Source organism: Pseudomonas putida, from assembly GCF_028682475.1.
Classification (GTDB): domain Bacteria; phylum Pseudomonadota; class Gammaproteobacteria; order Pseudomonadales; family Pseudomonadaceae; genus Aquipseudomonas; species Aquipseudomonas putida_AG.
The window spans coordinates 104,037-124,391 of the sequence record NZ_JANHLE010000002.1; the positions used below are offsets into that span (position 1 = coordinate 104,037).

Sequence of the window (20,355 nt, forward strand, 5' to 3'; positions counted from 1 at the left end):
ACCGGACGCATAATGCAAAAAGCCCGGGGCTACAGCACCCGGGCTCAGTCATGACACAACTATGGAGGCACTGTGAAGGCATTGCAAGGCGTTGACGGACATGTGGAGTGGGTTGCGACGACAAGTCCAGCTTGCGATATCGGTCAAGTACGAATTCGCGTGGCTGCTGCCGGCCTCAATCGTGCCGATCTGCTGCAGCGAGCCGGGCTCTATCCGCCGCCGCCGGGAGCCAGCGAGTTTCTGGGCCTGGAGTGCTCCGGGGTGATCAGTGAAGTGGGTGCTGGCTCCTCCTGGCAGGTCGGTGACCGGGTGTGTGCGCTGCTGGCCGGTGGCGGTATGGCCGAAGAGGTGGTGGTTGATGCCCGTCATGTGTTGCCGGTGCCGGAAGGCCTGAGCCTGCAGGAGGCTGCGGCGATCCCCGAGGTGTACGCCACGGCCTGGCTCAACGTGTTTCAGCTGGCCGCGCTCAAGCCGGGCGAGAAGGTTTTGCTGCATGCCGGTGCCAGTGGCGTGGGTTCGGCGGCGATTCAGCTGTGCAAGGCGTTTGGCAGCCCGTGCTGGGTCAGTGTCGGCTCGGCTGAGCGCCTGGCCTACTGCGAAAGCCTGGGCGCCACCGGGGGCGTGGTGCGTGGCGAAGACCTCAACGGCCTGAATGATTTCGGCCCGTTCGATGTGATCCTCGATCCGGTCGGCGCCAACTATGCCGAGCTCAACCTCAAGCTGCTGGCCCGTGACGGACGCTGGGTGATCATCGGCCTGATGGGCGGGCGCAAGGCCGAGCTGGACCTGGCGCAGCTGTTGCTCAAGCGTGTACAGGTGCTGGGTTCGACCCTGCGTACCCGGGATGATCAGTTCAAGGCTGATCTGCTCAGCGATCTGGGGCAGCAGGTGTGGCCGTTGTTCACTGAGGGCCGGCTCAAGCCGCAACTGGCCAAGGCCTTTGCGATCAAGGATGCCGAGGCAGCGTTTGCCGAGCTTGCCAGCAACCAGGTGTCGGGCAAGCTGGTGTTGGTGATTGACGAGAGCCTGGTGTAAGGCTTCTGAGGCCAGGCGATACGATGGGTGACGGAGCCAGGTATCGACCTGGCTCCGGTTGGCTTTGCGCGCTTAACTCAGGGCCTTCCGATCCTGTGAGTGCAGCGCATTACTCTGTGCTAACGGTTCAGCGTAGTACGACACCTTGTACTGGAGCTCGTCATCTACTGGCGAGCTGTCCCCGCCGCCGTCAGGATCTCCCCAGGTGACTACCCTGCTGTCGGCGGTCAGGGCAGCGAAGTTATAGCTGTTGGAATAGAGGGCGACTACATTGGTGAGTTTGCCGACTACGTCCTCCGGTACGACACCACCGGTCCTATGATGGCCCCAGGCCCTCACCTTGCCGGTCTTGCGCAGGACGGCGAACGCACCGTTCGAGCTGGCGATCTGCACGATGTCGTCGAGAGTGGAAATATCATCAGGCACGGTGCTGGAGGGTTGATCAGGGCTTCCCCAGGCCACGACTTTGCCAGTGCTGCTTAGCGCGGCAAACGAAGAAGCGGTGGAGACCATAGAGATGATGTCGGTGGATTCACCTATGATCGTTTTCATCTCTCCGATGTACTCGGAAACGCCCCAGGCGACCACATGGCCGGTGGCGCGACGAGCCGTGAAGACCCCGTCGTAGCAACTGCAGCTCAGTTCCACGATATCGGTCAAGGCAGCGATGTCTTCGGGCACCAAGCCCCCGCGGAATTCTTCGCCCCAGGCGACCACCGTGCCGTTGCCGCGTCTGGCAGCGAAGGCAGTGGCGGTGGCCGACACCTCCTGGATGTCGGACAATGCAGCGATATTGTCGGGGACCCTACCACCTTCCGTTGGCTCGCCCCAGGCAACCACGTGCCCACTCTGGCGGAGTGCCGCGAAAGCTCTATAGTTGCCTACCAGAGATTGAACGTCGCTCAGCCCACCGATGGCCTCTGGCACGCGACTCCCCCAAGCTGATACTGAATTCTTGTCGTTGATCGCGGCAAAGGCATAACCGTTGGCATGTACCAGCCCAAAGGGGCGCGGCATTAGCACCTGCCAACTATTATCACTGCTCCAGGACACCAGTTGATTACTGTGTGTAAGTGCGGCGAAGGCGATTCCTGTGCAAAAGACCTCCTTGATGTCTTTCATGCTGCCGATGCCGTTTGGGATGCTCCCACCATAATCTGGGTTGCCCCAGCCGATGATATCCCCACTGTCGCGCAGGGCCACGAAGGCGGGCAGTTTCCCTGTAAGGGCCGATGAGGAGCCGATCAGGTTCGGTACATTGAGGATGACCAGCTCATCGTTGGCTTTTACGTGCAACTGTCGGCTCGGATCGGTATCACGCCAGGTCGAGCTGGGGGCGCTCCAGCTCTCATCGCCTGCATATTGCCATTGGGCGTCCAGAGGGCCATTGTTCGCATCGAGCGCCACCAGCAGCCGCGATTTCCCAAAGGGGAAGAAGGCGCCGTACGTCCAGCGGGCGCCCATGATTTTTAATGAGTTCAGTGGCTTGGTTGTCATGCTCAGCTTCTTAGTGGTTCAACGAAGTAATCGGCGATCACCTGGCCGTCGAGCTCTTGCTCAGCGGTGGTTTTTGGAGCGGCAGGACACAGGGCTGGTGCCCACCCGATCACTTGAAGCTCCCCGTCGTGCGCCTTCCGATAGGTGAACGAGGGCATTGGACGCTTTGTGCGAGCAGGTCCACAACTGGCAAAAATGATAGGTTTTAAACGGGGCTTGCTAGCGTTGGTCGGCACGCCGACATGTCGTGGCTGACCCGAGCAGTCAGCAGAGAGTGCCGCATCGCTTTGTCTGCGGCGCGGTAGGGATTATTGAATTACCCCAGTATCGTTCAGCGGGTGTGAAAGATCATCGCTGAGTCGTGACAGGGATCGGTGCAAGCGGGCTTGCACCGCGATGGATAGCGGGGATCGGCTTCTTCAGCTCCAGGTATGAATCGGCCACCCAGCCTTCTCGGCCTGCTCACGCAACACCGGATCCGGATTGACCACATGCGGGTAATCCACCTTCAGTAACAGCGGCAGGTCATTACGCGAGTCGGAATAGAAACTCGCGCCTTCCAGGTTCTCTTCTTCCTGATCCAGCCATTCCAGCAAGCGGGTGATCTTGCCCTCGCGGTAGGTAAGGGTGCCGACGGTCTTGCCGGTGTAAACACCGTTCACCACCTCCAGCTCGATGCCGAGAATCTCATCGATGCCCAAGCGTTCGGCAATCGGCGCGACCAAGTGGGTGCCGGAGGCGGAGATCACCAGGATCCGGTCACCCGCCTTGCGATGGGCGGCGATGGTGTGGGTTGCATCGCTGAAGATGATCGGCTCGATGAAGTCTTCTACCCACGGCCCCACCAGATGACCGACTTCAGCCGGTGTACGCCCGATCAATGGCTCCAGACTGAAGGCCATGTAATCCTCCATGGCCAGGTGCCCGCGGCCGTAGGCATCCATCAGCTCCTTGTCGCGCCGCAGGAAGGATTCGCCATCGACCCAGCCAAGGCGGACCATCTGTTCGCTCCACAGCGAGGCGCAATCGCCGTGGATCAGGGTTTCATCCAGATCGAAAATCGCTAGTGCCATGTTCGGAAATACTCCTGTGCAACCCTCAGGCGACTTCGCAGAGGGCGGTGGGATCGATCGACAAGGATACCCGCTGGCCGTCCGGGTGCAGGTCGGCGGACGAGCGGTTGAGTACATCGACCAACAATTCTACCCCGCGGGCTTCGATGCGGTAGCGGATCACGTTGCCCAGCAGGCTGTGGCTGCGTACCTGACCTTCCAGCTCACCGCTGAGGCTCAGGGCGATGGCTTCCGGGCGGATCGCCAGGCGGCTTTTCACCGGGCGCTGCAGCAGGCGGCTGGCGCTGGCGGCGTCGAGCAGGTTGTAGTTGCCGATAAAGCCTGCGGCGAACACGTCCACCGGCGCGGTGTAGAGGGTTTCGGCATCGCCGCTCTGGACGATGCGGCCCTGGTTCATCAGGAAAATCCGGTCTGACATCGTCAGCGCCTCTTCCTGGTCATGGGTGACGAAAATGGTGGTCAGGCCCAGTTCGCGCTGGATCTGGCGGATCTGTTCGCGCAGGTGCTTGCGAATCCGCGCATCCAGCGCCGACAGTGGCTCATCGAGCAGCAGCAGGCGTGGGCGGGTGACCAGCGAGCGAGCCAGGGCCACACGCTGGCACTGGCCGCCGGACAGCTGGTGCGGATAACGGCTGGCGAAGTCCTGCAACTCGACCAGTTGCAACACCTCACGGACACGGCTGCGGCTGTCGTCGGCATTGACCTTTTGCATGCGCAGGCCAAAGGCGACGTTCTGCTCCACGGTCATGTTGGGAAACAAGGCGTAGCTCTGGAACACCATGCCGATCCCGCGTTTTTGCGGGCTCAGGGGTACCAGGTCGTTGCCGTCGAGGAGAATCTTGCCGCTGTCGACCGCGGTCAGCCCGGCAATGCAGCGCAGAAGGGTGGATTTGCCGCAGCCGGAGGGGCCGAGCAAGGTGACAAACTCGCCACGCTGGATCTGGCAGTTGATGTCGGTGAACACCGGGCTTGCGCCATAGCTTTTTTGCAGATTCTGTACGCTGACAAAACTCATATCAGGACTTGTCCTTGTTCAGGCGGTTGGCTGCCCAGGTCAGCACCAGCACGAAGAGGAAATAGGAAATCACCAGCGCACTGTTGAAGTGACCACTGCTGTTGCGCATGTTGTTCAGGTACACCTGCAGGGTCTCGTAGCGGGTGCCGACCAGCAGGTTGGCGAAGACGAACTCGCCAAACAGGAACGAGAACGACAGCAGCAAGGCCACCAGCAGGCCCTTGCGCAGGTTCGGCAGCACCACCAGGAACGCCGCCTGGAAGGTGCTGGCGCCGAGCAGTTGGGCGGCGTCCATCAGGTCGCGCAGGTTGATTGCTTGCAGGTTGTTGGTGATCGCCCGGTACATGAACGGCAAGGCTACGGTGAAGTAACAGCCGATCAGGATCCAAGGCGTGCCGACCATGGCCATCGGCCCGGAGCCGTATAGCTGCAGCAAGCCCACCGAAGACACCACCGGTGGTACGGCGAAGGGCAGCAGGATGAGAATGTTCATCAACGCGTCGAGCCGCGGGAAGTGGTAGTGGACCACGAACAGCAACGGCAGGATCAGCAGCACCGACAGCAGCAGCGCACCGACGCAGACCAGCAGCGACTGGCCGAAGGCCGCCAGAAAGCGCGGGTCGCTCCACAGTGCCACGTACCACTTGAAGGTCAGACCGCTGGGCAACAGGCTTGCCGACCAGCTGGTGGCCAGGGAATAGAGCAGGGTGCCAGCCAGCGGCAGCAACAGGATGATGAACAGCAAATAGACCATCAGGCGATGGTAGAGGCGGGTCGTGCCCGGTTCAGCGCGCGACATGGTAGCTCCTCTTCAACAGCCATTGATGGACGACGGTCACCAGCGTCATCAGCCCGACCAGGATCATTGCCAGGGCGCTGGCCAGGTTCGGGTCCAGGGAAATATCCCCGGCCACCAGGGCTGCGATACGGATCGGCAGGACGTTGAAGTTGCCGGTGGTCAAGGCATAGACCGTGGCGTAGGCACCGAGGGCGTTGGCCAGCAGGATCACGAAGGTGCCTAGCAGCGCCGGTGTCATCACCGGCAGGCCGATGTTCCACCAGTATTGCCAGGCGTTGGCGCCGAGCAGTTCCGCCGATTCGCGCCAGTCTTCACGCAGGGCGTCGAAGGCCGGGTAGAGCAGCAGGACACCCAGCGGAATCTGGAAGTAGGTATAGAGGATGATCAACCCGGTCTTCGAATAGAGGTTGAAGTCCTCGATGATCCCGGCTTGTTTCAGCAGCATGGTCAGCGCGCCGTTGAAACCGAGCAGGATGATGAAAGCGAAGGCCAGCGGCACGCCGGCGAAGTTGCTGGTCATGTTGGCGAAGGCGTTGACGAAGTCGCGCAGGCGCGAGTCGACCTTGCGCAGCGAATAGCTGCCGAGAATGGCGATGAGCAGGCCGAACACACTAGACCAGAAACTGATTTCCAGGCTGTGCTGGATCGCCTGGCGGTAGAACCTGGACTGGAATACTTTGCTGAAATTGGCCAGGCCCCAGCCGCTTTCGGCCTGCAGGCTGTGGATCGCCACCCAAGCCAGCGGGGCGATCTGGAAAATGATGAAAAACAGCGCAAACGGCAGCAGGAACAGCGATGCCAGCCACTTGCTGCGTTTGATCGAATTCACTTGAGCAGCTCCCGGCACACCGGTTTGTCGTGGGGCACGCCCAGCAGTTCACAGATCGTCCCGCACAGTTCGGTTTGCAGCGGCTTGGCGGCGGGATCGAGGCTGAAGGCATCGCCAAACACGAACAGTGGCACCTCGCGTTCCTCGGCCAGCAGGCCGTTGTGCGAGCGGTCGTTGTTCATGCCATGGTCAGCGGTTACCAGTACCTGATAACCCTCTTGCAGCCAGGTTTGCAGGTAGTCGGCCAGGAGAATGTCGGCACTGCGCGCGCTGTTGCGGTACTGGCTGCTGTCCAGGCCATGGCGGTGGCCGGCGTCGTCGATGTTCATCGGATGCACCAGGAGGAAGTTCGGTGCATGGCGGCGGCGCAGGTACTCGGCATCGGCGAACAGGTGCGAATCCGGGTAATGGTCGGCGTAGTAGAACAAGCCATGCTGGATCGGCAGCTTGGGCGCGTGGGTGTGACGGTCACGCAGCGGGTCGAACGGCGAGCGGTTGTACAGCTCGCTGACCCAGTGATAGGCCGCCGCCGCAGTGCCCAGCCCGGCTTCACGGGCGTAGTGGAAGATGCTGCGCTGGTTGGACAGGCGGGTGACGTTGTTGTGCACGATACCGCTGTCGATGGGCGGCACGCCGGTGAGGATGCACTCGTACAGCGGGCGCGACAGGGCCGGCAGTTCGCATTCCAGGCGGTACAGGGCTGCGCGGTCGGCCTCGACATAGGCATGCAGGTGGCCCATGGCGTGGTGCGCGACCTGATGGTTGAGACCATCGAGCACGACCAGGATGACGTTGTTGTTCATGGTTTCTCCGCAGTAGGTGGTGGCCTTATCGCGGGGCAAGCCCGCTCCCACCGGAATGTAATGCCCCGGTGGGAGCGGGCTTGCCCCGCGATCAAGGATCACTCCATCTCGATGATCACTTGCTCCTGCCACTTCTGCGGCAGTGCCTTGGAGGTCGCTTCCCATGCCGCCGCATCCTTGATCGGCTGCACCGCCTTGTATTGCTCGTTGGGCAACAGTTTGGCCTGTACCTCCGCCGGCAAGGTCAGGTGCTCGGCACGAATCGGCCGGGCATGACCTTCAGCCAGGTTGATCTGCCCGGCATCGCTGAAGATGTACTCACGGGTCAGCTTGGCGGCATTGGGGTTCTTGGCGTATTTGTTGATGATGGTGGTATAGCCGGAGATCACCGAACCGTCAGACGGGATCAGCACTTCGAAACGATTCGGGTCGATCTGCTGGCGATAGCTCAGACCGTTGAAGTCCCAGACTACGCCAACTTCCACTTCACCCTTTTCCAGGGTCTGGATCGTCGGGTTGGCCAGGGACAGGCGTTTTTGCTTGGCGAGGTCAGCGAACAGCGCCAGGCCCGGCTCGATGTTCTTCTCGCTGCCGCCATTGGCGATGGCAGCAGCCAGCACGCCGTTGGCCGCTTGGGCTGCGGTGCTCACGTCACCGATGGCCACCTTGTACTTGCCATTTTTCAGGTCTGCCCATTTTTTGGGCATGTCAGCTTCCTTCACCACTTGCTTGTTGATGATAAAAGCGATGCTGCCGGTATAGGCCAGTGCCCAGTGCCCGTCTTGGTCCTTGGCCCATGCCGGAATCTGCTCCCAGGTGCTGGGCTTGTAGGCCTGGGTCACGCCCTTGGCCACCGCAATCGGGCCGAAGGCGGCACCGACGTCGCCGATGTCGGCGCTGGCGTTGTCTTTTTCGGCATCGAACTTGGCCACTTCCTGGGCCGAGCTCATGTCGGTGTCCATGTGCTTGAGGCCGTATTTCTGCGCCAGGTCTTCCCAGGTGCCCTTCCAGTTGGCCCACGCATCGGGCATGCCTACGCTATTGACTGCGCCTTCCTTGCGGGCGGCGTCTTCGAGGGCCTTGAGGTCGGTGTCGGCGGCCATGGCAGAGGTGCACAGGGCGATGGTCGAGCCAAGCAGTGATGCCAGAAAAAGCTGTTTCATCCGAAGCTCCTTGGTGGGTGCCTTGCAAAACGCGAATGGTGATGTGGGACGTTGTTGCGATTCGGTTGGTCTAGGTCAGCAATACCCGAGCCAAGGTAGGCCTGTTGCATGACAATTTGATGTCCAGCGCCGCTCCCGGTCAGGGCTTGCACCCCTGAAAATCAAGCGTAGACCACCCTGGCTGTCATCTGAGATTCATCTGCTTTGCCTAGGCTTGCACTAATCTCATAGCCCTGAAGGCGCCCATTGTGTGCGCTGCCGGTGCTGGACTAGTCCAGATAGGTAACCTTCGATGCAGCCACTGCCGCCGCGCGCAGTAACAGCTATCTGTCATGCCCTGCAGGAGCAGATCGAGCATGGCCTTCTCTCGCCCGGCTGCAAGCTGCCGGCCGAGCGCAAGCTCAGCGAGGTGTTCGATACCACGCGCATCACGTTGCGCGAGGCGCTGGTGCAGCTGGAGGCACGCGGGCTGATTTACCGCGAGGAGCGGCGCGGCTGGTTTGTCGCGCCCGAACGGCTGACTTACGACCTGATCGAACGCAGCCACTTTCATGCGATGGTCCGCGAACAGGGGCGCGAGGCGCATACGGAACTGTTGTCGGCGCGTTTGTTACCGGCGGCCGCGGCAGTATGCGCACGACTGCAGTTGTCGCCGCTGTCGAGCGTGATCCAGATCTGCCGCCTGCGGCGGATTGACGGCCGTGCGGTGCTGTATGCCGAGCATTACCTGAACCCCGAGCATTTTCCGGGCATTCTTGAGCACGACCTCAGTCAGTCGCTGACCGAGCTCTATGCTCGCCACTACGGCATCGAATACGGCAGGGTGCGTTTCGAGATTCTGCCCACCGCACTGCCCGTGGCGGCGGCCTTGGCGCTCAAGGTTTCAGCCGGCAGCCCGGGCCTGCACATCACCCGGATCAACAGCGATCAGCAGGGCAGGCTGATCGACTGTGATCTTGAGTACTGGCGGCACGATGCGATCCGCATCAAGGCCGAAGCCGGTTAGCCCTTGCTGGTGGTTTCGTTGAATGGCGTGCTGGCATCGCTGGTGATCACCTGCACGCTCAGGCGCGGGGTGGCCAGATCCAGCCCGGCCTCATCGAGCTGACGCTTGAGCGCCAGGTTGAAGGCCCGCGACACTTCCCATTGCTTGATCGGCGCCGTCTTGAAACGTGCACGCAGGACCGCCGAGCCCGATTCGAAACTCTCCACGCCTTGGAACTCCAGCGGCGACCAGATGTTGCGGCGCATCAACGGGTCGTTGCGCAGCTTCTGGCCGACATCGCGAATCAGGCTGATGGCCTGGTCGATGTTCATGCTGTGCGGAATCGCCACGCGAAAGATCGCGTAGCCGAATTCGCGGGAGTAGTTCTTGATGCTCTTGATCTCGCTGAACGGGATGGTGTGGACGATGCCGTCGATATCGCGCAGGCGCACGGTGCGGATGGTCAGGCCTTCGACGGTGCCGAGGTGGCCGCCGACATCGACATAGTCGTCAATCGCCAGCGAGTCTTCGATGATGATGAACAAGCCGGTGATCAGGTCGGCGACCAATGACTGGGCACCGAAGCCGATGGCCAGGCCGATCACACCGGCACCGGCCAGCAGCGGGGTGACGTTCATGCCCATGTTGGCCAGGGCGACGATCACCGCAATGATGAAAATCGCCACGAACAGCACGTTGCGGATCAGCGGCATCATGGTTTGCGCGCGGGTGTTGGCCGCACCTTTGCGCGAGCGGGTCAAGGCATGGTGCACGGCAGTGTCGGCGAGAATCCATACCAGCCACGCGGCGATCAGGGTACCGCCCAGGCCGAGCAGGCGCACCGCCACCTCATGGCCTTCGCCTTCGGCAAAGCCGACCAGAGAAAAGCCCCAGACCCGCAGGCCCAGTTCAATGAACACCAGCCAGATCGCCATGTGCACCAGGGTGTAGGCGAAGTTGCGCAGGCGTTCGCCATACACGGCATGGCGGCGGTTGGCGCGTTGCGGCTTGAGGCCGTGGCGGCGCACCAGGCCGTTGATGACCATGCACAGGATCAACAGCACCGTGCACATCAGCGACTGGCGCAAGGCCGTGCTGGTATCACCGGCGGAAATGAAGGTGGCAAACAGCGAGATCGCCACCAGCACCAGGGCTGGCAGGTACCAGAAGGTCCCGAGGATTTCGATGGTGTCGCTCAGGGCCCGTCGGGTCAGGCGCCGCGACAGCGGCTGATTGCGGATCAGGTGGGCGATGGGGCGGCGAAAACGCAGGATGAACAGCCCGGTGGACAGCGCCGCGAGGATGTTGGCCAGGGTCGCCAGGGTATGCGCCAGGTGATCGCCGAGGGCGCCGGCCATGCGCGGATCATTCATCGCCTCGCCAAAGGCGGCGAAACTGCCGATCAGCCACAGCGGGCGAAAGGCCTGGTGGCGAAGGATATGCAGGGCACGATGGCGATGCGGGCCGTCGAGCAGGGAGAAGGCGATGACGCAGATCGCCGAGAAGCAGGTACCCACCACCAGCGCATAGGCCAGCACCATGGCCATCGACTTGCCCAGGGACGAGGGCAGGGCAAAGCTGAAGTACACGGTGATGACCAGCGCCACCAGCCATGGCCCGAGTTTACGCAAGGCAAAGCGCACCAGGTCCCAGGTGCGTGGATGTTGCGGCAGTTCTTCGGTGAGGCCAAAGCGCAGGCGCACCTGATGGCTGACCCAGTTCAAGGCGTAGGCCAGCAAGCTCCAGAGGGCAATGATCGCGGCAAACCCGAAGAGGATCGGTGGCCATTCCTTGAGCGGCACCAGGCGGGCGTCGAGTTCGATCTGCGCCAGTTCAAGTTCGCGGGTCCAGCGGGTGAGGGGGCTGGCGTCGCCACTGAACTGTTTTTCCAGCTCGGCGAACGTGCTGCCGATCAGGCCCAGGACGCCTTGCTCAGCAGCCGGTTGCGCCTGTTTGGTGCTGTCGCGCAGCTTCTTCAGATCGGCCAGCAGCTTGCTGCGTTGCTGATCGTTCTCCAGGCTCTTGATGACTTCATCCAGCGACTGGGCCAGCGGCTCGCTGGCCTCGGGCTGGGCTTTACTGCCGCCAAGCAGGCTCGGCAGGCCGGCAGCGTGGGCCGGGGCCAGGATGAATAACGCCAGGAATATAGCTAGAACGCGGAAAAAAGCGGGCACCGGACAATCAACCTCAAAACGATCAATCGCCCGAGTGTAGTGTATTTGTCAGTTGAGTTTCTCGAGGATCTTCCAGCACATGATGCCGATCATGCCGAGGGTGCCGATCCACATCATGAATACGCCGATGTTGCGCTCGCGCATGCTGAAACCAACGGTCAGCAGGATCAGGCCGGCGATGACCGGAAGGAACAGGGATTGGAAAGCTGACATGCGGCAAGGTCCTTGGGTTCGAATTTATGCTGCAAGCATAGCGGGTATGGCTTGGAGGGAGTGTGATTGAGGTCAGTAGAGGGGCTCATCGCGGGGCAAGCCCGCTCCCACAGGTGGTGATGATCCCTGTGGGAGCGGGCTTGTCCCGCGATGTTTTTCAGGGCAGATCGCGACTGCGATAAAACGCCATCAGCACCTTGACCAGATGTGCCAGGTCGTGGCTGCCACACAGCTCGCGAATTGAGTGCATGGCGAAGGTCGGCAGGCCGATGTCCACCGTACGCACGCCCAGGTGGCTGGCAGTGATCGGGCCGATGGTCGAGCCGCAACCCATGTCGCTGCGCACCACGAAGCTTTGCACCGGCACTTCCTCGGCCATGCACAGGTGGCGGAAGAACCCGGCGGTTTCGCTGTTGGTGGCGTAGCGCTGGTTGTTGTTGACCTTGATCACCGGGCCGGCATTGAGCTTGGGCCCATGGTTGGCGTCATGCTTGTCGGCATAGTTGGGGTGCACGCCATGGGCGTTGTCCGCCGAAACCAGCAGCGAGCGCTGGATAACGCGGACAAAGTCGTCACCCTCGGGCATCAGGCGGCGCAGGGTCTGTTCGAGCATCGGGCCATCGGCGCCACAGGCTGAGCAGGAGCCGACTTCTTCGTGGTCGTTGCACACCAGTACGCAGGTTTCTTCGCTGTCGGCGTTGAGCAAGGCCTGCAGACCGGCATAGCAGGACAGCAGGTTGTCCAGGCGCGCGCCAGCGATGAACTCACCGTTAAGGCCGATCACCGCGGCGCTTTGGGTATCGTAGAAGCTCAGCTCGTAGTCCAGCACCACGTCGGCGTTCAGGTCATGCTCGCGCGCCAGTTGGTCGGTGAGCAGGGCACGGAAGTCGACACGCTCGTCACCGGCGACCTGGGCCAGGATCGGTGGCAGTTCGGTCTGCGGGTTGATCGCCCAGCCTTCGTTGGCGGTGCGGTTGAGATGAATCGCCAGGTTGGGGATGACCGCGATAGGCAGCTTGAAGTCGATCAGCTGGCTTTCGACCTTGCCGTCACGGCGGAAGGTCACCCGCCCGGCCAGCGACAGGTCACGGTCGAACCACGGGGCGAGCAGGGCGCCGCCGTAGACTTCCACACCCAGTTGCCAGAAACCCTGGCGCTGCAGTTCCGGTTGCGGCTTGACCCGCAGGCACGGGCTGTCGGTATGCGCGCCGACCAGGCGGATGCCGTCGAGCAGCGGCGAATGGCGGCCGAGCTTGAAAGCGATGATCGAGGAGTCGTTGCGGGTCAGGTAATAGCGGCCGCCGGCCACGGTGGCCCAGCTGTCGCGCTCGTCCAGGCGCTGGTAACCGGCAGCTTCTAGGCGTTGGGCCAGGGCAGCGGTAGCGTGGAACGGCGTGGGGGAAGCCTTGAGAAAGTCGATCAGGCCTTGGTTCAGTGCATCGCGCATAGGTCACTCCAGACAGCAGTGGCGCGAGTTTAGCGTACTTGGCGGGGGATTTGTGCGGACCCCATCGCCGGCAAGGCCGGCTCCCACAGGTTCTCGGACAGCAGAGGTCATTGTGGGAGCCGGCCTTGCCGGCGATGGCGGCAACGCGGTGTCTCAGAACGGCGCCGGGCACTCAAAGCGCAGCCGCTCACCGGTTACCGGGTGCGTGAAGCTGAGCATGCTCGCATGCAGGCACAGGCGCTCATGGGCGGCGAGGGCTTCAGGGTAGGCATACAAGCGGTCACCGAGCAACGGATGGCCAATCGACAACATATGCACGCGCAGCTGGTGCGAGCGCCCGGTAATCGGCGTCAACTCCACCCGGCAGTGATCGCCGCAGCGTTCCACAATGCGCCAGAAGGTCAGGGCATGCTTGCCCTGCTCGTGGTCGACGACATGACGCGGCTTGGTCGGCGGATCGTAGCGTAGGGGCAGGTCGATGCTGCCGCTGTCGAGTGCCGGCTGCCCCCAGCACAGGGCGGTGTAGGCCTTCTCGGTTTCACGGTCATGGAACTGCCGGGACAGCTCGCGGTGACTGTCGGCATTGCGGGCCAGCAGGATGATCCCCGAGGTTTCCCAGTCCAGGCGATGGACGATCAGGGCATCGGGATAGCCGTTTTCCTGCAGGCGGGTGATCAGGCAGTCCTTGTTGTCGTCGGCGCGACCGGGCACTGACAGCAGCAGGGTCGGTTTGTTGATCACCAGGATCGCGTCATCCTCATAGAGGACGTGAACATTGGACAGCGGCATTGCGTGTTCTCTGCAAACGCCAACGGCGTGTGGGAGCGGGCTTGCCCCGCGATGCGATATGACAGACAAATCGCTATCGCGGGGCAAGCCCGCTCCCACACGCCGTGGCAGGTTACCCGTAGGCGCCGATCAACGATCGGGCAGGGTGATGTTGAGTTCCAGGATCGAGCAGCTGCCCTGGTTTTCCAGAGCGACCTGCACATCATCGGAGCCGATGTTGACGTACTTGCGGATCACCTCCACCAGTTCCTTCTGCAGGGCTGGCAGGTAGTCCGGAGTACTGCGCTGACCGCGCTCGTGCGCCACGATGATCTGTAGACGCTCTTTCGCGACCGAGGCGGTGCTTACTTTTTTGCTGGCACGAAAGAAGTCAAAAAGGTTCATTGGTTAGTTGCCTCCAAACAGGCGCTCGAAGAATCCCTTCTTCTTCACATCAAGGAACCGATGTTCCACATTTTTGCCCAACAGGCGATCGACGGTATCGCTGTAGGCCTGACCGGCATCGCTCTGGTCGTCGAGAATCACCGGTACACCCTGGTTGGATGCCTTGAGCACCGCCTGGGATTCCGGGATCACGCCCAGCAGGGCGACCGAGAGGATTTCCTTGACGTCTTCGACGCCAAGCATTTCGCCCTGGCTCACGCGCTCTGGATGGTAGCGGGTGATCAGCAGGTGCTCTTTGATCGGGTCTTCGTTGCGTTCGGCGCGGCGCGATTTGCTTGCCAGCAGGCCGAGCATGCGGTCCGAGTCACGTACCGAGGAGACTTCCGGGTTGGTCACGACGATGGCCTCGTCGGCGAAGTACATCGCCAGGTGGGCACCTTTCTCGATACCGGCCGGGGAGTCGCAGACCACGTATTCGAAGTCTTCCTTGAGCTGCATCAGGACCTTTTCCACGCCTTCCTGGGTCAGCGCGTCCTTGTCACGGGTCTGGCTGGCGGCCAGCACGTAGAGGTTCTCAAGGCGTTTGTCCTTGATCAGTGCCTGCTGCAGGTTGGCTTCGCCGTTGACCACGTTGACGAAGTCATACACCACGCGGCGTTCGCAGCCCATGATCAGGTCGAGGTTACGCAGGCCGACGTCGAAGTCGACGATGACCGTCTTGTGACCGCGCAGTGCGAGGCCGGTACCAATAGCGGCGCTGGTGGTGGTCTTACCCACACCACCCTTGCCGGATGTAACCACGAGAATCTTGGCCAAGGTGTTTCACCCCTAAAGAAAAAGGACGTTGAGTCCCAGAAAATACAAAAAACGGCAACATCGAAAAAAGTTGCGCAGAAAATGGCGGCAAGTATCCGTTAAAGACGGGTGATGTTCAACACGTCACCAGACAGGCTGATCTGCACCCCGGTACCCCACAACGGATCACGGCGCAGGTCTTCGGAGACCTTGTACTGGCCGGCGATCGAGACCATTTCGGCAGTCAGCTGCTGGCAGAAAATGCGTGCCCGGGTATTGCCCTTGATCCCGGCCAGCGCCCGCCCGCGCATTGCACCGTACACATGGATGTTGCCATCGGCGAGAAGTTCCGCGCCCGGGCTGACCGACGACACCACTACCAGATCGCCACCCTGGGCATAGATCTGCTGGCCACCGCGTACTGGCGTAGTGATAATCTTGGTCGGTCTGATCGCCGGTTCCGGTGGCGGAACCGGGGCTGGTGGCGGTTCTGGCTTCTTCACCTCGGGTTCGGGTTCGACCGGCCGCTCGCGCGCGCCGGACGGTGGCAGCACCGGCAGGTCGATGGCGATGGCCGCGGCGATGTCTTCGATGCGGCTGGCGCGAATGGCCAGGGTGCGCAGGCCGTGATGGCGGCAGACGCGCATCAGCCCGGGCAGATCGATCGGCCCTTCACCGGCAGGCAGTTTGTCCAGGGCCAGTACCAGCGGCGTGTTGCTGAAGAAATTCGGTGCCTGGGCAACCTTGGCCGCCAACTGCCGGTCGAGGCCTTCGAGGTTGTTCCGGGCGAGCTCGAGCACGGTAATGGCGAGCATGCTGCCCTTGAGCTGGAACACAGGGTCTTGGTCTGGCGTTTGGGTTTGGCTCATGGTCTGCATAGGGCGGCTTGTTACGAAAAAGTGCCCAGACTTATAACGAGAACGCCGGTTAGCCGCAACCCGTGCCGAACCGTTGTAGAATGCCCGGCCATTGTCTTTCCGGAATCTTGAATGGATCGCCCGCGTTTTCGTCGTTACTTTCTGCACCCGCGCTTCTGGCCGCTGTGGCTGGGCCTGGGGCTGTTGTGGCTGATCGTGCAGCTGCCGTACCGGGTATTGCTGGTGATCGGCCGTGTGCTCGGGGCCTTGATGTACCGGGTGGCCGGTGAACGCCGCTATATTGCGGCGCGCAACCTGGAATTGTGCTTCCCGGAGCTACCGTCCGTCGAACGCAAGCGCCTGCTCAAGGAAAATTTCGCTTCCACCGGCATCGCCTTCTTCGAAATGGCCATGAGTTGGTGGTGGCCAAAGGCCCGTTTGGCGCGCCTGGCGCACATCGAAGGCCTGGAACATCTGCAAGCCGCTCAGCGTGATGGCCAGGGTGCCATCCTTATGGCCTTGCACTTCACTACCCTGGAAGTGGGCGCGGCCCTGCTCGGTCAGGAACATACCATCGACGGTATGTACCGTGAGCACGGCAACCCGGTGTTCGACTACATTCAGCGCCGCGGTCGCGAGCGGCACAACCTCGACTCGCTGGCCATCGAGCGCGAGGACGTGCGCGGCATGCTCAAGCTGCTGCGGGCCGGGCGTGCGATCTGGTATGCACCGGATCAGGACTACGGCGCCAAGCAGAGCCTGTTCGTGCCGCTGTTCGGCATCCAGGCCGCTACCGTCACCGCGACCACCAAGTTTGCCCGGCTGGGCAAGGCGCGGGTGATTCCTTTCACCCAGCAGCGCCTGGCGGACGGCAGCGGCTATCGGCTGGTGATTCATCCGCCGCTGGAAGATTTCCCGGGCGAGACCGAAGAGGCCGATTGCCTGCGCATCAACCAATGGATTGAAGTGGCCTTGCGCGAGTGTCCGGAGCAGTACCTGTGGGCGCATCGGCGCTTCAAGTCGCGTCCGCCGGGGGCGCCGAAGCTCTACAAAAAGCGGCGTTGAGGCTATCGCGGGGCAAGCCCGCTCCCACCAGGCTCAGGTGAACCTGGTGGGAGCGGGCTTGCCCCGCGATGAATTCACCACCATCTCCCAGGAAGGCAGTATGTCAGCACCGATCACAGGATTGATCCTCTCCGGCGGTGGCGCCCGCGCCGCCTACCAGGTTGGTGTGCTGGCCGGGATTGCCGACCTGCTGCCGCCGGGTGCGGCCAATCCGTTTCCGGTGATCGTCGGTACTTCCGCGGGGGCCATCAACGCCGTGACCCTGGCCAGCGGTGCGATGCACTTTGCCGATTCGATTCGTCGTCTGACCAGCTTCTGGCAGGGTTTTCGCAGTCATCAGGTGCTGCGCAGCGACTGGCCCGGAGTCATCCGCCAGGCCAGCCGCTTCGTTGGTCACAGCCTGCTCGGCCTCGGTGCGCCGGTACCGGTGGCCTTGCTCGACAGCTCACCGCTGCGCCAGCTGCTCAGCCAGCACCTGGACATGAGCGGTATCGGCCATGCCCTCGAACAGCAGCACCTGCACGCAGTGGCGGTGACCGCGTTCGGTTATGAATCCGGCCAGGCGGTGACCTTCTTTCAGGGCCGCGGCGCTATCGACCCCTGGTTGCGCCACCGCCGCATCGGTTTGCCCACCCGTCTGAGTGTCGAGCATTTGCTGGCCAGTTCCGCCATTCCGCTGCTGTTCGCGCCGGTCAAGCTGGGCGAGGAGTACTTCGGCGACGGCGCGGTGCGTCAGTCGGCACCGATCAGTCCGGCCTTGCACCTGGGGGCCAGCCGTGTGCTGGTGGTCGGCGTCAGTGGTAACCCGCAGCGTCCGGTCGAGGGCGAACTGCGGGCGCGCATCTTCAGTGGCCAGCAGCCGAGCCTGGCGCAGATCGGTGGTCATATGCTCAACAGCACCTTCATTGACAGCCTTGAAGATGACATCGAGTTGTTGCAGCGCCTCAACCACCTCAGTCACCTGATGCCCGAGCACCTGGAGCGTCGGCGCCTGGGCCTGACGCCGGTGGAGGTGCTGGTGGTTGCGCCGAGCCAGCCGCTGGATGAAATCGCTGCCCGCCATCGCCGCGAGCTGCCCGCAGCCTTGCGTTTGTTCCTGCGCGGCCCGGGTGCGACCAAAACCAGCGGTGCCGGGGTGCTCAGCTACCTGCTGTTCGAAGCCGGTTACTGCAGCGAGCTGATCGAGCTGGGGCGGCGCGATGCTCTGGCCAAGCGTCGGGAGTTGTGCAACTTCCTCGGCTTGTAGCCGGGTGGGTGCAGGCTGGCTGTGGGAGCGGGCTTGCCCCGCGATGCCAAGTGACTGGCCCCCCGAAATCGCGGGGCAAGCCCGCTCCTACAGTAGGGGGTTACTCGGCGATCTGCAGCTTGCGCGCTTCGGTGTAGACGTAGCGGACCTTCTCGTATTCGAACGGCGAGTTCAGCTGACCGTAGCGGAAACGGGTGGTGTATCGCTTGTCGACCGCCCGCAGCACCACCACTTCCGGATGATTGCGGCTGACTTCGGCAACGTTGAGGAAGTTGATCTGGTCCTCGGCGACGAAGTCCACCGCCAACCCACCGGTGTCGCGCAGGTTCGAAGGGCCAAGAATCGGCAGCATCAGGTACGGGCCGTCCGGCACGCCATAGAAGCCCAGGGTCTGGCCGAAGTCTTCGCTCTGGTGCGGCAGGCCCATTTTGCTTGCCGGGTCCCACAGGCCGGCGACACCAATTGTGGTGTTGAGCAGCAGGCGCGCGGTGATTTCCATCGAACGCTGGCCCTTGAACTGCAACAGGCTGTTGAGCAGGTTGGGAACATCGCCCAGGTTGCTGAAGAAGTTGCTCACGCCGCTACGGACAAAGCGCGGGGTGATATAGCGGTAGCCATCAACCACCGGCAGGAACACCCATTGGTCAAAGCGGTAGTTGAAGTGGTAGATCCGCCGGTTCACCGACTCCAGGGGGTCGTAGACGTTCAGCGCCGCCAGGGTCGAGCGCTCGAACTCACGCTGGTTCAACCCTGGATTGAACTTCAATTCCTTGAGTGGCTGGGTGAAGCCATCGGCTTCGACGACACTGGCGCGCGGCGCCGTTTCATCGGCCTGGGCCAGTCCGCTGGCAAGCAGTGCGGTAGCAATCAGTAGGCGTTTAACCACGGAAGAACTCCAGCATGGCGTCGCTGTTGACGCGGTAGTTGAGGTTGCCGCAATGGCCGCCGTGGGGGTAAAGGGTCAAGCGATCACCAAAAGTCTTGCGCAGAAAGCCGATGTCGCCGGGGCCGAGGATCACATCGTCGGCGTTGTGCATTACGGCAATTTTCGGGCTGTGTTGCAGGTAGTCCTTGAGCGCATACAGGCTGACCTGGTCAACCAGTTGCAGCAGACTGCCACCGTCGGTACGGGCGCGCCACATGGGAATCACCTGCTCGGTAATGTAGCAATCGAAGTCGCACTGCAGCGCGCGTTTGAAAAACGGCGTGAGGCTGCTGCTTTCGGTGATCGGAAACTTGGGTGGAGTAATCAGCCCGCGGCGGTTGACCAGGTCGGAGGTGAAGGCGATGTCGGCGGCCGAGAAACGGAACGAGGTGCCGATGACCATGGCCATCTGCTCGTTGCTCAGGTGCTGGCGCGACTGCTGGAAGTCGTAGAGCAGGGCATCGTTGAGGTCGATGTAGCCTTTTTGCTGGAAGTAGCGGGTCAGCTTGTTCAGCACCAGCTCGTAGAAGGTGGTGCTGCTGTTGACGCCCTTGACCTCGGTTTGCACCAGTTTGTCGAGGTTGGTGATCGAGGTGTAGAGGTTGACCGGCGGGTTGAGCAGCAGCACGCGCTTGAAGTTGAAGCTGCGCCGGGTTTCGTCCAGGTGGCTGACGAACGCCGCATCCAGGGCGCCGAGGCTGTAACCGCTGAGGTAGTACTCGGTGACCGGCAGGCGCGGGTGCTGGGCGCGCACGCCTTGCATGACCCGGTACAGGTCTTCGGCATCATCACTGCTGACGCCAGGGGTGGCGAAACGTGAGGCCGAGGTGATGAAGTCGAAGCTGGTCGGCGAAGACAGCTGGACTACGTGGTAACCCGCCTTGTAGAAGAGCTTCTTGAGGTATTCGTTGATGCTGCTGGAGTAGGGCGCGCCGGTACCGGCAATGAGGAAAATCAGCGGCGCCGGGTGGTCCTGTTCGGCCAGACGGTACTTGAGCTTCTTCACCGCCCAGAAATTGTCGGGGAGCGTGAAGGCCCGCTCCGGGCGCATGCTCAGGCTGTAGTCGGACTGCTTGATGTCATCGTCGCTGGGCAGCTCCGGACGCAAATCCGGCGGCGTCGTGGCGATGGTCGCCTCGAACGGGTTGGTCAGCGGGTAGCCGTAACTGGCGGCATCGATATCCTGCGCCGAAGCGGACGCACTCAGGATTAGGCCACCCAGAAGGGCAGCGAGGCGTAGTAATCGAAGCATGACGGATCC

20 protein-coding genes are annotated in these 20,355 nt (G+C 62.1%); 4 read left to right on the forward strand and 16 right to left on the reverse strand.

The annotated features are described in order from the left end of the window. The first annotated feature begins 72 nt into the window (after window positions 1-72). A complete protein-coding gene (locus NPS47_RS02545) occupies window positions 73-1,035 on the forward strand; it encodes an NAD(P)H-quinone oxidoreductase (protein WP_274293549.1) in 963 nt (320 codons plus the stop codon). Between the two features lie 72 nt (window positions 1,036-1,107). Here NPS47_RS02545 and NPS47_RS02550 read toward each other — a convergent pair whose 3' ends face one another. The 7 genes from NPS47_RS02550 to NPS47_RS02580 all read right to left on the reverse strand — a co-directional run bounded on the left by NPS47_RS02550 (window position 1,108) and on the right by NPS47_RS02580 (window position 8,214). Continuing rightward, window positions 1,108-2,532 (reverse strand): hypothetical protein, encoded by a 1,425-nt coding sequence (locus NPS47_RS02550; protein ID WP_274293550.1) that lies wholly within the window; start codon window positions 2,530-2,532, stop codon window positions 1,108-1,110. Between the two features lie 419 nt (window positions 2,533-2,951). Next, the gene (locus NPS47_RS02555) at window positions 2,952-3,605 is read right to left on the reverse strand and encodes an HAD family hydrolase (RefSeq protein WP_274293551.1); all 654 of its coding nucleotides are present in this window, start codon (window positions 3,603-3,605) and stop codon (window positions 2,952-2,954) included. A gap of 25 nt (window positions 3,606-3,630) precedes the next feature. Further along, the gene (locus NPS47_RS02560; protein ID WP_274293552.1) at window positions 3,631-4,620 is read right to left on the reverse strand and encodes an ABC transporter ATP-binding protein; all 990 of its coding nucleotides are present in this window, start codon (window positions 4,618-4,620) and stop codon (window positions 3,631-3,633) included. A 1-nt stretch (window position 4,621) separates the two neighbouring features. Continuing rightward, entirely contained in the window at window positions 4,622-5,419 is a 798-nt protein-coding gene (locus tag NPS47_RS02565; protein WP_274293553.1) for an ABC transporter permease, read from the reverse strand. Then, window positions 5,406-6,239 carry an ABC transporter permease gene (locus NPS47_RS02570; RefSeq protein ID WP_274293716.1) on the reverse strand — a complete coding sequence of 278 codons (834 nt, stop codon included), beginning with the start codon at window positions 6,237-6,239 and terminating at the stop codon, window positions 5,406-5,408. The genes NPS47_RS02565 and NPS47_RS02570 overlap by 14 nt, the downstream gene beginning before the upstream one ends. Before the next feature lie 5 nt (window positions 6,240-6,244). After that, window positions 6,245-7,051: an alkaline phosphatase family protein gene (locus NPS47_RS02575; RefSeq protein ID WP_274293554.1), complete on the reverse strand. Its 807-nt coding sequence runs from the start codon at window positions 7,049-7,051 to the stop codon at window positions 6,245-6,247. A 98-nt stretch (window positions 7,052-7,149) separates the two neighbouring features. Next, a complete protein-coding gene (locus NPS47_RS02580) occupies window positions 7,150-8,214 on the reverse strand; it encodes an ABC transporter substrate-binding protein (protein ID WP_274293555.1) in 1,065 nt (354 codons plus the stop codon). A 292-nt stretch (window positions 8,215-8,506) separates the two neighbouring features. Between NPS47_RS02580 and phnR the strand changes: the two genes are divergently transcribed. Continuing rightward, a complete protein-coding gene (gene phnR / locus NPS47_RS02585) occupies window positions 8,507-9,220 on the forward strand; it encodes a phosphonate utilization transcriptional regulator PhnR (protein WP_274293556.1) in 714 nt (237 codons plus the stop codon). On the opposite strand, the gene NPS47_RS02590 is transcribed toward phnR, so the two are convergent. The 7 genes from NPS47_RS02590 to minC form a co-directional block, all read right to left on the reverse strand. After that, window positions 9,217-11,373 carry a mechanosensitive ion channel family protein gene (locus NPS47_RS02590; protein ID WP_274293557.1) on the reverse strand — a complete coding sequence of 719 codons (2,157 nt, stop codon included), beginning with the start codon at window positions 11,371-11,373 and terminating at the stop codon, window positions 9,217-9,219. The genes phnR and NPS47_RS02590 overlap by 4 nt on opposite strands. A 48-nt stretch (window positions 11,374-11,421) precedes the next feature. Next, window positions 11,422-11,586, reverse strand: a complete 165-nt coding sequence (locus tag NPS47_RS02595; protein ID WP_274293558.1) for a hypothetical protein — start codon at window positions 11,584-11,586, stop codon at window positions 11,422-11,424. Between the two features lie 157 nt (window positions 11,587-11,743). Next, window positions 11,744-13,033, reverse strand: a complete 1,290-nt coding sequence (locus tag NPS47_RS02600; protein ID WP_274293559.1) for a M18 family aminopeptidase — start codon at window positions 13,031-13,033, stop codon at window positions 11,744-11,746. Between the two features lie 153 nt (window positions 13,034-13,186). Beyond that, entirely contained in the window at window positions 13,187-13,822 is a 636-nt protein-coding gene (locus NPS47_RS02605) for an RluA family pseudouridine synthase (RefSeq protein ID WP_274293560.1), read from the reverse strand. A gap of 129 nt (window positions 13,823-13,951) precedes the next feature. After that, window positions 13,952-14,206, reverse strand: coding sequence for a cell division topological specificity factor MinE (gene minE / locus NPS47_RS02610; protein ID WP_010224188.1), 255 nt, complete (start codon window positions 14,204-14,206; stop codon window positions 13,952-13,954). A gap of 3 nt (window positions 14,207-14,209) precedes the next feature. Then, a complete protein-coding gene (minD, locus tag NPS47_RS02615) occupies window positions 14,210-15,022 on the reverse strand; it encodes a septum site-determining protein MinD (protein WP_045195453.1) in 813 nt (270 codons plus the stop codon). 98 nt (window positions 15,023-15,120) lie between these two features. Further along, window positions 15,121-15,879 (reverse strand): septum site-determining protein MinC, encoded by a 759-nt coding sequence (minC, locus tag NPS47_RS02620; RefSeq protein ID WP_425313472.1) that lies wholly within the window; start codon window positions 15,877-15,879, stop codon window positions 15,121-15,123. 111 nt (window positions 15,880-15,990) lie between these two features. Between minC and NPS47_RS02625 the strand changes: the two genes are divergently transcribed. Both NPS47_RS02625 and NPS47_RS02630 read left to right on the forward strand, forming a co-directional pair. Next, window positions 15,991-16,923: a lipid A biosynthesis lauroyl acyltransferase gene (locus NPS47_RS02625; protein WP_038608235.1), complete on the forward strand. Its 933-nt coding sequence runs from the start codon at window positions 15,991-15,993 to the stop codon at window positions 16,921-16,923. A 100-nt stretch (window positions 16,924-17,023) separates the two neighbouring features. Continuing rightward, on the forward strand, window positions 17,024-18,169 hold the full coding sequence (locus NPS47_RS02630) for a patatin-like phospholipase family protein (RefSeq protein WP_274293562.1): 1,146 nt from the start codon (window positions 17,024-17,026) through the stop codon (window positions 18,167-18,169). A gap of 100 nt (window positions 18,170-18,269) precedes the next feature. Here NPS47_RS02630 and NPS47_RS02635 read toward each other — a convergent pair whose 3' ends face one another. Next, window positions 18,270-19,055 (reverse strand): MlaA family lipoprotein, encoded by a 786-nt coding sequence (locus tag NPS47_RS02635; protein ID WP_274293563.1) that lies wholly within the window; start codon window positions 19,053-19,055, stop codon window positions 18,270-18,272. Further along, entirely contained in the window at window positions 19,048-20,346 is a 1,299-nt protein-coding gene (locus tag NPS47_RS02640) for a serine/threonine protein kinase (protein ID WP_274293564.1), read from the reverse strand. The genes NPS47_RS02635 and NPS47_RS02640 overlap by 8 nt, the downstream gene beginning before the upstream one ends. Window positions 20,347-20,355 lie beyond the last annotated feature (9 nt).